13 protein-coding genes are annotated in these 15097 nt (G+C 41.5%); 6 read left to right on the top strand and 7 right to left on the bottom strand.

The features are described from left to right. The first annotated feature begins 240 nt into the window (after positions 1–240). On the top strand, positions 241–492 hold the full coding sequence (locus G4P69_RS17850; protein ID WP_208350708.1) for a DUF7219 family protein: 252 nt from the start codon (positions 241–243) through the stop codon (positions 490–492). A gap of 50 nt (positions 493–542) precedes the next feature. Here G4P69_RS17850 and G4P69_RS17845 read toward each other — a convergent pair whose 3' ends face one another. The 4 genes from G4P69_RS17845 to G4P69_RS17830 all read right to left on the bottom strand — a co-directional run bounded on the left by G4P69_RS17845 (position 543) and on the right by G4P69_RS17830 (position 6271). Then, complete coding sequence (locus G4P69_RS17845; RefSeq protein ID WP_208350704.1) at positions 543–3116, bottom strand: adenylate/guanylate cyclase domain-containing protein; 2574 nt, start codon at positions 3114–3116, stop codon at positions 543–545. 201 nt (positions 3117–3317) lie between these two features. Beyond that, entirely contained in the window at positions 3318–4454 is a 1137-nt protein-coding gene (locus G4P69_RS17840) for a glycosyltransferase family 4 protein (RefSeq protein ID WP_208350701.1), read from the bottom strand. A 5-nt stretch (positions 4455–4459) separates the two neighbouring features. Continuing rightward, positions 4460–5104 carry a DUF4291 domain-containing protein gene (locus G4P69_RS17835; protein WP_208350699.1) on the bottom strand — a complete coding sequence of 215 codons (645 nt, stop codon included), beginning with the start codon at positions 5102–5104 and terminating at the stop codon, positions 4460–4462. Between the two features lie 12 nt (positions 5105–5116). Beyond that, complete coding sequence (locus G4P69_RS17830; protein ID WP_208350696.1) at positions 5117–6271, bottom strand: NAD-dependent epimerase/dehydratase family protein; 1155 nt, start codon at positions 6269–6271, stop codon at positions 5117–5119. A 268-nt stretch (positions 6272–6539) separates the two neighbouring features. Here G4P69_RS17830 and G4P69_RS17825 point away from each other — a divergent pair, with 268 nt between their 5' ends. The 5 genes from G4P69_RS17825 to G4P69_RS17805 all read left to right on the top strand — a co-directional run bounded on the left by G4P69_RS17825 (position 6540) and on the right by G4P69_RS17805 (position 12162). Next, positions 6540–6893, top strand: a complete 354-nt coding sequence (locus G4P69_RS17825) for a hypothetical protein (RefSeq protein WP_208350792.1) — start codon at positions 6540–6542, stop codon at positions 6891–6893. Positions 6894–6986: 93 nt separating this feature from the next. Beyond that, positions 6987–8498 (top strand): stress-responsive protein Ycf46, encoded by a 1512-nt coding sequence (ycf46, locus tag G4P69_RS17820; RefSeq protein WP_208350693.1) that lies wholly within the window; start codon positions 6987–6989, stop codon positions 8496–8498. 136 nt (positions 8499–8634) lie between these two features. Continuing rightward, positions 8635–8985, top strand: a complete 351-nt coding sequence (locus G4P69_RS17815) for a DUF1257 domain-containing protein (RefSeq protein WP_208350690.1) — start codon at positions 8635–8637, stop codon at positions 8983–8985. 139 nt (positions 8986–9124) lie between these two features. Continuing rightward, a complete protein-coding gene (thrB, locus tag G4P69_RS17810; protein WP_208350688.1) occupies positions 9125–10057 on the top strand; it encodes a homoserine kinase in 933 nt (310 codons plus the stop codon). A gap of 491 nt (positions 10058–10548) precedes the next feature. Beyond that, positions 10549–12162, top strand: coding sequence for an NAD(P)H-quinone oxidoreductase subunit 4 (locus G4P69_RS17805; protein ID WP_208350790.1), 1614 nt, complete (start codon positions 10549–10551; stop codon positions 12160–12162). Between the two features lie 235 nt (positions 12163–12397). Here G4P69_RS17805 and G4P69_RS17800 read toward each other — a convergent pair whose 3' ends face one another. From G4P69_RS17800 to thrS, 3 genes are all read right to left on the bottom strand, one after another. Then, complete coding sequence (locus G4P69_RS17800; RefSeq protein ID WP_208345765.1) at positions 12398–12700, bottom strand: type II toxin-antitoxin system RelE/ParE family toxin; 303 nt, start codon at positions 12698–12700, stop codon at positions 12398–12400. Then, positions 12685–12873: a hypothetical protein gene (locus G4P69_RS17795; protein ID WP_208345767.1), complete on the bottom strand. Its 189-nt coding sequence runs from the start codon at positions 12871–12873 to the stop codon at positions 12685–12687. The genes G4P69_RS17800 and G4P69_RS17795 overlap by 16 nt, the downstream gene beginning before the upstream one ends. Before the next feature lie 425 nt (positions 12874–13298). Continuing rightward, a partial coding sequence (gene thrS / locus G4P69_RS17790) for a threonine--tRNA ligase (RefSeq protein ID WP_208350686.1) occupies positions 13299–15097 on the bottom strand: 1799 nt, incomplete at its 5' end.

Raw genomic sequence — 15097 nt, 5'->3', positions numbered from 1 at the left:
CTCGTCTGTAGCTTTGTTTACATTGGGTTGTCCAACTATTTGAACAGGTAAAATGTATAAAAAAAATTTTTAGTATAGATTAATACTTTTCTAGCAGCCTTGTCCACTAAAGTTCATTAACTAGATATAGTCCAATAAATAACTAATCCCCAAAGAGACTGAACCAGTAGTGCTGGTAGTTCAATTTAGGGTTTTACAAGAAAGTGAGATCGTTAATATCATTAATGGAGAAAACGAAAAGTGAATAAAGATGATTTTCTTTATCCTCGTACTCGGTACTACGGTCAAGTCAAACCAGAAAACATAGTTTTCAACGCCAATTTGCAGGAATTTGCTCAAAAAATTACTTACATTTGTAGTCTAGAAACATCTGGCAAAATATCTCCAGAAGAAGCTTACCACCAAATAAAAGCTCTTTGGCAACAACTGAGGCAGTCAAAAAAAGAATTGGGAATTGGTGATAATCCCTTTAGTAATGACCAAGAGAAGTGAGGCAGTGGGAGACGGGGGAGCAGGGGCACAGAGGGGAGTAAAGAGAACTATTAGCTTTTGGTGATTATGGTGGAGATTCCTTGCCAAGAATCTGGGGGAGGTTGTTGAAGGTAGTTCATAGCGCGTTCAAGGTGGATATTAACAGCCTGGTCTTTTGGTCGGATGTTTTTCGCAGCTTGAAAGTGGATGATCGCTTCCTGAAAATTGCGTGCTAAATAAGCAGTACGTCCAGCTTCGTAAAGAGATAAAAATTCTTGTGTAGTAGTGTTGAGGGAAGTATTACGATCGCTAATCAACTCGTAGATATTGACTGCTTGATGTTTTCCTTTAACACGAATTTTGTCTAACTCACGCGCCCAAATGCGATCGCTACACAATTGGTAAGTAAACTCGCTTAAAATAATGTCGCAACCGTATTCTTTAGTAACCCCTTCCAAGCGAGAACTCAAATTTACACCATCTCCAATAACGGTGTAGTCCATACGTTTACGAGAGCCAATATTCCCTGAAACCACTTCTCCTGAACTAATCCCAATACCAATATTAATTTGGGGTTGTTCTTGGATAATCCGCCGTCGGTTAAATTCTGCTAATCGATGGCGCATATCTAAAGCCGCCTGCACTGCTCTCCATGCATGATTTTCCAACAAAGGTAAAGGTGCACCAAAAACAGCCATTAAGGCATCCCCAATAAACTTATCTAGAGTACCTTCATAGTTAAAAACTGCCTCTACCATCGTTTCAAAATACTGATTTAGTAGGGAAACAACTTCAGCAGCACCAAGATTTTCCGTAAGTGTCGTGTAGCCTCGGATATCGGAAAATAAGATGGTAACTTCTTTACGCTCGCCCACCATCAAAGCATCCTCTCCCAGTGCTAAAACTTGTTCTGCTACACGAGGAGTGAGGTAGCGATACATAGTGGTTTTCATGCGTTTTTCTTGACTGATATCTTCCAGTACTATCAAACCTCCCCGCACTCCACCCTCTGGGTTAGTCAATGGGTTAACAGTTAAATTCACACTGCGTTCTATTTGCTTAACATAAGTAGTATTCAGTACAGATGACTCAGAGTTTATCGGTAGATTCCAGGGAAGCTCAACATGTGGCTGCGTGCGATCGCGCACTGTCATAATATAAACATCTCTTGTTTTTTGTGACGCTGTACTCAAAGTCGCCAGAGACAATCCAACTGTCAAATTCTGCTCTGGAACAAAATGTTTTGCGCCAGTTTTTAAACTATCCTCCAGACGCATTTGTAAGTTATCAATTGGTACAACTTCCCAAACCGAGCGATTAATTAAATTTTCTTCCCATAGACGTTTGTTGTATTTGCTATTAGCTTCTTCTAATGGACAACCAAGTAACTGTAAAGCTGCATCATTAATGGTGACAATTCGGCCCTCCATATCTGTAGAAATAACAGCATTTGATAAGCTTTGCAGGATATCTTTTTGATATTGTTTTTCTAATAAAACACTCTCAAATAAACGGGCATTTTCCAAAGCAATTCCAGCTTGGATATTAAAAGCACGCATAAATTCTTCATCAGAGGTAGTAAAGCTACCTTGCTGTTTATTAATTAACTGAGTTACACCAATCAATTCATTTGCCGAATTAAACACTGGCAAACACAAAATATTACAAGTTGAATACCCTGTTTTTTTATCCGTAGTCGGGTCAAAACGCGGATCTTTATAAGCATCGGTTATATTTAGTGCTTCACCGGTAGATGCCACATAACCGGCAATACCACGATTGGCAGGTATGCGAATTTCGATCATTGTTGTGCCATCCGCAGCTGCAACCTTTGTCCAGAGTTCGTTCACTTCTTTACTATACAAAAACAAAGTGCTGCGATCTGCTTGCATTAAAATTCGAGCTTGCTCCATCACCATCCGCAAAGTTGCTTCCAAATCGAGACTTTGCCCTAATGTTTGAGTAGCTCGTAAAAGAGCTGTAGCGCCTCGCTGATTACGGGCTGCTACAAAGAAAGATTGACAGCTTTCCAGAATAATGCCAATAGAAGATGCAAAATCTCGAAAACTTTCCTCATCCTCATGATTGAAGGGAAGACTTCCTGCTTTGTTTGCTAGTTGTACTACTGCAACAACTTTGTTTTTACTGCTTAAAACCGGCATACATAAAATGTTATGCATTTTGTAGCCCATTTGTTTTTCTAGTTCTAAGCTAAACAGAGGATGAGTGGTTGTTTCAGCGATATTGAGATATTCAGATGTACTAGCAACATGACCAGGAATACCAACATTAATAGGTATGCGAATTTCTAAAGGCTTTTCAGTATTATCTCGAATAATTTTTGACCACAACTGATCTTTATCGTAATCAACTAAAAAAATAGTTGTGTGTTCAGCTTGGAGAATTTGACCAATTTTTAGCGTAATAGCATGCAACACCTTTTCCAAGGTAGTTTCTAACGCCTCATTATTGATCAGTTCAATTGCTCTCAGGAATTGTTGAAATTCAGCAGTGATGAAGTCTAGTAAACAAATAAATTCGTTAACAGAAAGGTCTTTAACACGATGTAGTAAAGTGTGGGTGTAGTTAACCTGATTCAGTTCAGTTAATTTAGCTAGAACGCTACCAGAATTAAGGTATGTCATAGATGGGGCATGGGGAATGGGGCATAGGGAATGGGGCAATGGGCATAGGGAATGGGGCATGGGGTATGGGGTAGAGAAGCAGGAAAATAGAATCTAGGAATAGGGATAGAGTTTTTATCCATCACCCATTGCCCTATGCTCATCACCCATTGCCCATCACCTATTACCCTATGCCCTATGCCCATTGCCCCATGCCCATTACTACGCTGCACCTACCAGTTGTTGAGAATAGATTATCTTTTGATAATAAGTTTGTAACTGGTGTGTGGCAGATGCCCATCCCCAGCGTTCTGCTTCTTGACGGGCATTTTGACGTATAATTTCTCGTTCTTTTTTTTGTTTTAAAAGACGAACAGTAGCTGCGATCGCTCCAGTTGTATCTGCTTCTGGCTCAAAAAGATATCCATTGACTCCGTCTGAGACAATATCAGGAATACCCCCAGAACGTGCTGCTACCACTGGACACCCAGCCGCCATTGCCTCCAGTAGCACTAATCCCAGAGTTTCGGTTCTAGAAGGAAAGATAAAAGCATCTGCACTAGCGAAGGCAGAACCTAATTTTTTGCCAGATAGATAACCGACAAAATGGGTATTTGTTCCGAAAAAATGTTTTTCTAATGCTTGACGGTGAGGACCATCACCGACTAATGCTAATCTAGCGTCAGGAATTGCTTCTAAAATTGGTCTAATCCGTTCAATTTCTTTTTCTGCGGAAAGGCGACCAACATACAGTAGTAATGGACTAGATGGATGATTTTGGGACAAATGCGATCGCATCTCTTCACTTGCTAAACTAGGATGAAATGTCTCTGTATCTACGCCTCTTTGCCACAAATTGACTCTTTCAATACCGTGTGCTGTTAGTTCTTCCATCATCGCGGTGGAGGTACACAAATTTAAGGCTGCTTGATTATGGCTTGCCTTTAGCAATTCCCATAGCAACCCTTCGAGCATTCCCAATCCATAATGTTGAAGATACTGTGGCAAATGAGTATGGTAAGAGGCTACTAAAGGAATATTAAGAATTTTGGCATAAAATATACCTGCTAATCCCAAAACTGCTGGATTAACAACATGAATAATATGTGGCTTAAACTCTTCCACAGCTTGACCAATTGCTGGACGAGGAAGTGCCAATTTTAACTCTGGGTACAGTGGCAAAGGAAAGCCAGAGACACCAAAAATTTTGGCTCCTTTGTATTCTAAAATACCACCCTCTGGGGCAAAGACCAGTACTTGGTTACCATTGCGCTGTAGATGGTCAACGGTATGGCTAAGGCGTGTCACAATACCATCAACCTTAGGTAAAAAGGTTTCGGTGAACAGGGCAATTCGCATAAGAACTATTCAGTACAGGCAGGATATTCATTTATTCCAAGTTTGTGAGCAATTTCGGTTTTCGGAACAGGGTAAACCGTCTCGTATGGTGTGATCAATTCCGAGTCATTCGTTTGCCGTTGCTGACAAACGAACTCTGAAATATTCTCAATGTCCACGATCCAATCGCGTGCGTAAGCAGCTAGGACTATACCACGTAGCCCTAACTGAATAGCACGTCGCTCTAATTTTTCCCCAGATGGATTATGATCTGGATCCCATTGCAGGCGGACTTGTGAGTATTTAAGTTGTTGTTCCCATTCGATGCGGCTAGGATAGAGTTCAGGCACAAACACCGAATGCACTGCTGCTTTTAAAATTTCATTAAAAGCCTCTCGTTGAATCCGAATAGCTAGTACCACCTCTTGCCCAGGTTTTGTACCCCATCCCGAGCGATACATCATCCAGAGAAAGTTTGGTTTTATCCAGCTCATCCGATCAAGTTTAAATTCCCCACCAAAATAACCGTGAGTTGCGGCGAAATGACCAATAGCTGGGGAATAAGCCTGATAAACAACTATGGACTGATCGTCATACTGTGCAAGAATATGACGACCAGTTTTAGGCCAGTGACTCACTTGAGCCAGATAAGGTCTTGTAACCAGCCTCATGAAAGAGTTATCCTACTTTCTGTGCCAAGTGACTTTTGGCAGAATATGGTTAAAATCGACTCGATTCTGGTACTTGATAGAGAAATTTAAGAGAGAATCAAGTAACGAATCAGAGAGATAGTGAGGTTGTAAGCCTAGATCCAATAATTTGGTGTTTTTGGCGTTGTAGTAATGTTCTTCTCTCTCAATTCTTGGGTTTTCTAGGTGATTAATTTCCACCTTTAGTCCGATTCCAGTACCAACTTTTTGCACCAGATTTGCCAAGTCACCAACACTGAATTGTTCGGTAAATTGGTTAAACACGCGGAATTCACCTGCTTCGGCTGGATTAGCGATCGCTATTTCCACACATCGCACTGTATCTCTGATATCCAAGAACCCACGAGTTTGCCCGCCTTTTCCATAAACCGTGAGCGGGTGTCCGATGGCTGCTTGAATACAGAAGCGGTTTAGTGCTGTACCAAATACTCCATCATAATCAAGACGGTTAATCAACAATTCGTCCATCCCTGTTTCTTCAGTGAGGACGCCGTAAACTACACCTTGATTTAAGTCTGTTGCCCTTAATCCCCAAATTCGACAGGCAAAGTGGATATTATGGCTATCATGGACTTTGCTCAGGTGATACATACTTCCGGGCTGCTTGGGATACGGTAAAGTATCTTTCCGCCCATTGTGTTCAATTGTGATGTAACCTTCTTCAATATCAATGTTGGGCGTACCATATTCACCCATTGTCCCCAGCTTTACCAAGTGACAGTTAGGGAAATCTTCCCGCATTGCATACAGTAAATTTAATGTCCCAACAACATTATTCACTTGGGTACAAACAGCATGTTCTCGGTCAATCATCGAAAAAGGTGCTGAACGCTGTTCACCAAAATGCACGACGGCTTCTGGCTCGAATCGATGCAGCGCCTTGCTCAGAAACTCGTAATTTGTAATATCGCCAATGAACAAGTCGATGGATTTACCAGTTAAATCGTGCCAACGCTGAATGCGCTGCTGAATTGGTGCTATTGGGGTGAGAGTTTGAACACCTAACTCGTTATCCCAGTGCCGTCGCACTAAGCTATCTAGAATTCCAACCTCATAACCTTGGTTGGAAAGGTAAAGTGCGGTTGCCCAACCGCAATAGCCATCGCCACCTATAACCAGGACTTTCATTGTTACCCGTTTTTACTCGCTGATAGCTAAATCTATCAGGTTTGTGCCCCATCTAACCATTAAAAGATGACCATTAGGAGGGACAAACAGAACTATTGTCTCTGTCAAAAGCTTTGGCGCGTTTTTCTAAGCTGTAAATCTCTCCCTAATTATCCTCTTTGTAAAGAAACATTACAAAAATGCCGTTAAAGCGTCATTGGGTATTGACAAGCCAAGAATGAGCCGATATCGTGATATACATACCCGGGTAAGACTGTTAAAAAGCTATATGCAAGCTAAGCAAAAGGTTACTTTGTATTTATCACCGGAACTGCACAAGAGGTTAAAAATCCGTTCAGCAATCGATTCCGAGCCTATGTCAGAACTTGCCGAACGCGCTCTAGGGTTTTACTTGGCTAACCCAGAATTAGTCGAAGAGCAGGAAGCTTCCTACGGAAGAACTCATAGAGTCTATTCTTGTCCTAATTGTGAGAGTTCATTAGTATTGCGAGATGGGGAATTAGTGGGTCTGGGCAATCAACCTGGCATCATTGGTCAGGAACACCTATCAATCGACAATATGCAACATGGTGAATGTGACGAAACAAAACAAAAGAGCGAGGAAGAATTAGTTCCTTGCTAGATTAGGAATTATGAATTATGCGTTCATAATTCCCAAGTATTGGGAAGAATCGATGTCTGTACTGTCTGTTTAAGGTCTCAAGTAGGTCGATATATGAAAGAAGAGCTCAATATCCTTGTTCAGGCTCAATACCCTTTAATATACCTTGTGACCTCTGAGGAAGAGCGGGCTGAGCAGGCGATTTTCACGATTGCACAAACATCAAAGCCACAAAGGCGCTTATATGTTTGGACTGTCACTCACGGTATTGTAGAGTACGGTCAACCTCGAAACGTTACACAACACAATACGGTTTCTCCCGAAGCTGCAATTGAGTGGATAATTCGGCAAAGAGAGCCAGGTATATTTATTCTTAAAGATTTACATCCTTTTATTGATGCTCCGGCAACGGCAAGATCTTTACGAGATGCGATCGCCAGCTTCAAAGGTATGCAGAAGAACATCATTTTGATGTCGCCTGTGCAACAAGTACCAATTGAACTGGAAAAGGAAGTAGTCGTTCTCGACTTTCCGTTGCCAGATATGGGTGAACTAAATAAAGTTTTAACACAGCACATAGAACAAAATCGTGGGCGACGTTTAACAACAGAGGCAAGAGAAAAGCTGCTAAAAGCTGCCCTGGGTTTAACTAAAGATGAAGCTGAAAAAGTCTACCGAAAGGCACAGGTAACAACAGGCCGTCTAACGGAAGATGAAATAGATATAGTTTTGTCTGAGAAAAAGCAACTAATTCGCAGAAATGGTATACTAGAGTACATCGAAGAAGATGCAACCATTGATGCAGTTGGTGGCTTGGAAGAGTTAAAGAAGTGGCTAAAGCAACGCTCCAATGCTTTCACAGAAAAAGCGAGAGAGTACGGCTTACCCCAACCAAAGGGAATGCTAATACTAGGTGTTCCTGGATGCGGAAAGTCTCTGATTGCCAAAACGACCTCAAGGTTATGGAGTTTACCACTGCTACGGTTAGACATGGGGCGAGTGTATGACGGCTCGATGGTGGGACGTTCAGAAGCAAACCTACGTAATGCTCTCAAAACAGCAGAATCTATTTCTCCAGCAATTTTATTTATTGATGAATTAGATAAATCCTTTGCTGGGAGTGCTGGTTCTGGTGATTCTGATGGTGGTACATCTAGCCGAATATTTGGCTCATTCCTGACCTGGATGCAAGAGAAAAAATCTCCAGTGTTCGTTATGGCAACAGCTAACCGAGTTGAACGCTTGCCTGGAGAATTCTTGAGAAAAGGTCGCTTCGATGAAATATTCTTTGTAGATCTGCCTACTCCTGAAGAACGTCAGGACATCTTCAATATCCACTTAAGCAAGCGCCGGAAAGATATCACAAGATTTGATCTTGAACAACTGGCGAAAATAGCTGATGGATTTTCCGGGGCGGAAATTGAACAAGCGCTTGTGGCTGCTATGTACGAGTCCTTTGCCCAAGATCGCGAGTTCACTCAACTAGATATTATTGCTGCAATTAGAGCAACATTGCCGTTGTCACGCACGATGCAAGAACAGGTAACAGCCCTAAGAGACTGGGCTAGACAGCGAGCACGACCCGCAGCGTCCTCCGTCGCTGAGTATCAGCGAATGGAGTTCTAAAAGCTTTCTCCTGCTACTACAGGGGGAAAGGCTAGCACCCAAGCTAGCAGTTACGAAAAAACCGCGTAAAGATATACGCGGCACCTTAAAACAAACCGTTGTCCTTTTCGATCTCTTCTCTTTTGGAGGAACCCAAATGTCTCATTTTAGCACACTACGTACAAAGATCACCGATGCAGAAATCCTCAAGTCTTCTCTACGTGATTTGGGTATCACTGTTAAGACCGAGGCTGATGTACGTGGTTACAACGGTCAGCGCGTTCGCTCTGATATCGTTGCAGTTCTTGAAGGCGAGTATGATCTAGGTTGGTCTCGCAACAGCGATGGTTCTTTTGACCTAATCGCAGACCTGTGGGGCGTTGCTAAGAAGCACAACCAAACCGAGTTGATCAACTCCATCAACCAAAAGTATGCAGTTAACAAAACCTTGACTGAAGTTAAACAACGCGGTCTGCAAAACGCCAACGTTAAGTTGGTATTGCAATAGTATTTCTGTAGCGCGTTCCCAAAGCTTAACGGGTTAACTCAGTCATTAGCTGTTAGCCCGCTTTTTTTGGTAAGATAAACCTGGTTTCTTTTAGAAACTAGGTTTATTTATTTTTGAATTTTGAATCTGGAATTTTGAATTGCCTACTTTTACTGTAACCGTACCCGCTACAACTGCTAATTTGGGACCGGGTTTTGATTGTATTGGTGCAGCTTTAACGTTGTACAACGAATTTCAGTTTACTCGTCTTGAATCTACTCCAGAAGCGTTGGTCATTAATGCTATTGGTGAAGAATATCAAAAAGTGACAACTGATGACAGCAATTTGGTGTATCAGGCGTTTGTAAAGTTTTACCAACACTTGGAACAGACTCCGCCGCCTGTGCAAATTGACATTAAACTTGGTGTACCGCTGGCGCGTGGTTTGGGTAGCTCGGCTACGGCTATTGTTGGTGGGTTGCTTGGTGCTAATTTGTTGTGTGGAGAAATCTTGAGCGAGTCGCAGGTGACGGAGTTGGCGATCGCGTTAGAAGGACACCCAGATAATGTAGTCCCGGCACTGTTAGGAGGCTGTCGTTTAGCGGCGACGGGGTTAACACAGGAAAGCTCTTGGGAAATTTGTGAGATTCCTTGGTCTGATGATGTGATTCCTGTAGTAGCAATTCCTAATTTTGAGCTTTCAACCCAGGAAGCGCGAAGGGTTTTACCAACTGAAGTAAGTCGTGCAGATGCGATTTTCAACACAGCCCATTTAGGTTTGTTATTGCGCGGATTACAAACAGGTAGAGAAGATTGGTTAAGGGCTGCTTTGCAAGATAGACTTCATCAACCTTACCGAAAAGCTTTGATTCAAGGTTATGATGCTGTGAATCAAGCAGTGGTTGCTGCTGGTGCTTATGGCATGGTAATTAGTGGAGCTGGTCCAACGTTATTGGCTTTGACGAATAAGTCCCAAGCGGAATCTGTAGCAACAGCAATGGCTTTAGCTTGGAAAAATGAGGGAGTAGAAGCAGTTGTGCGATCGCTTTCTATTGATACCCAAGGTGCAAAAAGCGACCGTAGGGTGTGTTAGGCGAAGCCTTAAAGCACCTTGAACTGGGGTTCAGAGCAATTTATAAATTTAATTGTCAATTAATTAAGGTGCGCTAACTTAATAACGCACCATTGATAGCGGTGCATTACGGCGCAAAAAGTCCAGAAAATGGTCAAAAATGATATTCAAAATGCGCCTAACGCACCCTACGGTCAATTTACGTTTCTTTATATAATAATTTTTTAGCAATACACATATCTATTCAATAATCAATAACTTATGTGCCACTTTAATTTCAGTTAAACCTGAAAATAGAGCGTAATCATATGGTAATGTAACGTCTGATAAAGTATTCACTTTCTTTAAAGTTTACAAAAATTGACATATAGAATAAATACTAGGCAATAAATAAGTAATTATTACTATTTTTTTATCGAAAAATTCATGTTTCAGGCAAAAAATGCGTTTACAAAAGTAAAATATGCTTAATATAATGTAATTAAAACGAAATTACAAAATAATTGTCAGTGATGAATGCTCTTGATTTTCCATGGTTAACGACCATTATTATCTTGCCCCTGATGGCTGCTATGGCCATCCCTTTGATTCCCGATAAAGATGGAAAAACAGTCCGTTGGTACACTTTAGGAGTAGCGATCGCGGACTTTGCATTAACAATTTATGCTTTTTGGCTGAAGTATGATTTTCAAAGCTACTCGTTCCAACTGGTAGAAAAATATCCTTGGGTTCCACAAATAGGATTGAGCTGGGCTGTAGCAGTTGATGGGTTGTCAATGCCCTTGGTGCTACTAACAGGTTTGATTAACACTCTCGCAATATTCGCGGCTTGGAAAGTAACAACCAAGCCGCGTTTATTTTACGGTCTGATGCTGGTAATGTACAGCGCTCAGATTGGTGTGTTTGTTGCTCAAGATCTATTGTTATTCTTCTTAATGTGGGAAATAGAGTTGGTACCTGTGTACTTGCTAATTTCCATTTGGGGTGGACAAAAACGCCGCTATGCTGCAACCAAGTTTATTCTCTACACTGCCGCTGCATCAATATTTATCTTAGTCGCTGCTTTCGGAATGGCGTTTGCTGGAGATACTGTCACCTTCGATATGGCAACTCTGGGAATGAGGCAATATCCCAAAGCCCTAGAATTACTAGCCTACGCTGGTTTCTTAATTGCCTTTGGTGTCAAGCTGCCAATTTTTCCACTACATACTTGGCTTCCAGATGCTCATGGTGAAGCATCAGCACCAGGTTCAATGATTTTAGCAGGCGTCTTATTGAAGATGGGTGGTTATGCGCTGATTCGCATCAACATGGAAATGTTGACTAACGCCCATGTTTACTTTGCTCCAGTTCTGCTAATACTAGGTATAGTAAACATTATTTATGGTGCTTTCTGTGCTTTTGCACAAACAAATCTCAAGCGACGCTTAGCGTACTCTTCTATCGCTCACATGGGATTTGTGTTGATTGGTATTGCCTCTTACACCGATCTTGGAGTTAATGGCGCTGTTCTACAGATGGTGTCTCACGGTTTAATCGCTGCTTGCTTGTTCTTCCTTTCCGGTGTGACATACGAGCGTACTCACACTTTGATGATGGATCAAATGGGCGGTATCGGTAAGGTAATGCCAAAGACATTTGCACTATTTACCGCTGGTGCAATGGCTTCTCTAGCATTACCAGGAATGAGTGGCTTTGTTGGTGAGTTGATGGTGTTTCTCGGTATAGCCACAAGTGATGTTTACAGTTCCAGCTTCAAAGTCGTGGTTGTATTGCTTAGTGCTGTTGGCGTGATCTTAACTCCTATTTATCTTCTATCGCTCTTACGCCAAGTGTTCTATGGCAACCAAGATGAGAGTTTGGTGCTAGATCCAGTGGTAAAAGATATCAAACCCCGTGAACTATTTATCACTGCTTGTCTGTTACTTCCAATTATCGGGATTGGTTTTTACCCTAAATTGGCGACACAAACTTATGATGTGAAGACAGCAGAAGTAGCAGATCATGCTCGTCATGTTCTACCTATTGTGGCGGATCAGCAACCATCGAGTTTATATGCTCGTATTTTTACAACTCCAACATTAGCTGATTCTGAAGTTCCAAGTTTGACGAATATCTCTGAGTAATTCTCTGTTCTGCAAGGGCTTGTGTTATCAAGAAAGTTTCCAGGGATACATTTCCGCTATAGAGTTAGGAACTGCACTATCCTAACTCCCCGCAAATTAATACCGATTCAGAAAATCTTTGAAATATATAAAGCAGTAGGGGGAGGTACAATTGTACTCCCCCTACAAACGTATTTTGGGTAGCATCGAAATTTTTAAACGTAGTGTAAGCATTGTGCTTGATATATACTACTCGTCAGGTTTGTGTATCTAACTTATCTAGTAATCTTCTACCATAAATCACTGCTGCGACTGTGATGTTATCATCATCAACTTTATAAATAATCCGATAATTATATGCAAACTGTTCTCTGATATTATCTTCGCTGAATTCTGGAACAACCCGACCTGAAAAAGGAAATTTACCCAAGTTACGAGTTGCTTCAAGTATTTTGTTAACTACCGACGCAGCATAAGAAGCTGAGTCGCGAGAAATATAAGTAGCAATTGCTTCTAAATCTTCTAGTGCTTTGGGAGACCATACTACTTGATAAGCCATTTGCTTAAACGTTTTTCAGCTTCTTCCTGTGGAATTGTGCCTTCAGTCTCGGCTACTTCTAAACCATGACATACTTTATTAATGACATATAAATGGTATTGAATATCCTCTATAGAGCAATCATCGGGCAATTTATTCAACAGGGATTTAACTTTTTCTTTTGCTTTACGCATAGCCTTATCTTTAGTTTAAACCTCAGAAGCCCACATTTACACTAAGTGGGTTGAGTAGTAGTACTATTGTGCTAAAGTACAATAGTACTACTTTTTTAGGGAAGCAACATTACCAATTTTAAGTTTTGAGTTCAATTTTTTCACAGCGGCTTGCATCATTATGGACGAGGAAACTAACAATCTAGTCTTTAGACGCTGTGATTTACAACCAAGAAGACTATTTTTCGGTCTTGAATAAGAAGAATTCAGGAGTCAGGAGCCAGAACAAATCTTTAAGACTGCTAAATGAATCGATAGAGAGGTATAAATCTGAGAGCGAGACTTATTCTGACTTCTGAATTCTTACTCCTGACTCCTGAAGCCTTGATCGTCATTTAAATTTACACGTAATTGTCCTCAAAGGATACTGCCGATTGTACTGAGGTTTAGAAATTCTCGAAGTTGGCGATCGCATCCTTCATTTTTTGGAGAACCTCATCAACGGGGATAACTCCCAGTTCTCCAGACTTCCGAGTACGTATACTCAAGGTATTGGTTTCAACTTCCTTAGCTCCCACCACAATCATTACAGGAATTTTCTCTTTTTCGGCTTTGCGGATCATTTTTGGAAGGCGATCGCCACTCATATCCACCTCAGCGCGAATGTCGATTGCTCTCATTTTCGCCGCTACCTCTTTAGCAAAATCCAATTGCGCGTCACTGACTGGTAGCAATCTTGCTTGTTCTGGCGCTAACCATAACGGGAAATCTCCAGCATACTCCTCAATCAAAATACCGATCAGCCGTTCAAGAGAACCAAAAGGCGCGCGATGGATCATAACTGGACGTTGGCGAGATCCATCTTCAGCAACGTACTCCAGATCAAACCTTTCTGGCAAATTATAATCTACCTGGGCAGTTCCTAATTGCCATTCCCGTTCCAGAGCATCTTGGAAGATAAAGTCGAGTTTGGGACCATAAAACGCTGCTTCCCCAATCCCTTCAAAGTGATCCATCTCCAACTTTTCCACTGCGCGACGAATGGCTGCTTGAGCTTTTTCCCACGCTTCATCAGAACCAATATACTTATCACTCGACGGATCTCTGAAACTCAGCCTAGCTTTAAAGTTTTTCAGTTGAAGACTCTTAAAGACTGCCAAAGTCAAATCCACTACGTTGAGGAATTCCGTCTCCAGCTGTTCTGGTGTTACGAATAAGTGGGAATCATCTACAGTGAAACCCCTTACCCGCGTCAAGCCACCCAATTCGCCAGATTGCTCATAACGATAAACAGTACCAAATTCCGCTAGTCGCATTGGTAACTCGCGATAAGAACGCAGTTCGTTCTTATATATTTGGATATGGAATGGACAATTCATTGGCTTGAGGACAAAGCCTTGCTCCAACGCTTTTGCTTCCTCGTCCTCTGCCATCATCGGAAACATATCTTCTTTGTATTTTTGCCAGTGTCCAGAGGTTTTAAATAAATCCACTCTAGCGATGTGAGGTGTTACTACTGGCAAATAACCTCGTTTTAGCTGTTCTTTTTGTAGGAATTCTTGTAAAGTATTCCGTAACAAAGTTCCTTTAGGCGTCCATAAGGGTAAACCAGGTCCCACTACATCTGAGAAGATAAATAATCCCAGTTCTTTACCTAGTTTCCTATGGTCTCTTCTTAGTGCTTCTTCTTTCCGCCGCTTGTACTCAGCCAGTTGTTCTGGCGATTCCCAAGCAGTTGCATAAATCCGTTGCAACTGTGCTTTGGTTTCATCTCCACGCCAGTAAGCACCCGCAACATTTTCTAACTCAATTGCTTTAGGGTTAAGTTGACTGGTATTTTCTAAATGAGGACCTGCACACAAATCCCACCATTCATCTCCCAAATGGTAGATTGTGATTGGCTCTTGCTTAATATCGGCTAATATTTCTAATTTATAAGGTTCGTTAATTTTTTTGATCCGGTTCTCAGCTTCCTCTCGGCTAACCTCTTCTCGAACAACCGGCAATTTACGATTAATAATCTTAACCATTTCTTTATAAATGGCTTTCAGATCTTTTTCAGTAAATGGTTCTGGATTATCAAAGTCGTAGTAAAACCCATTTTCAATCCAAGGACCAATTGTAACTTGCGCCTTTGGAAATAGCTTTTGTACTGCCATCGCCATCACGTGAGAAGCTGTGTGACGAATCTTTTTCAACCACTCAGACTCGCTAGTACGAGGTAAAGATATTTTTTCAACTTGCT

Origin of the sequence: Aetokthonos hydrillicola CCALA 1050 (assembly GCF_017591665.1) — a bacterium.
Taxonomy (GTDB): domain Bacteria; phylum Cyanobacteriota; class Cyanobacteriia; order Cyanobacteriales; family Nostocaceae; genus Aetokthonos; species Aetokthonos hydrillicola.
Note: the sequence above shows the minus strand (reverse complement) of the source record. Positions and strands in the feature narration are given on the sequence as shown.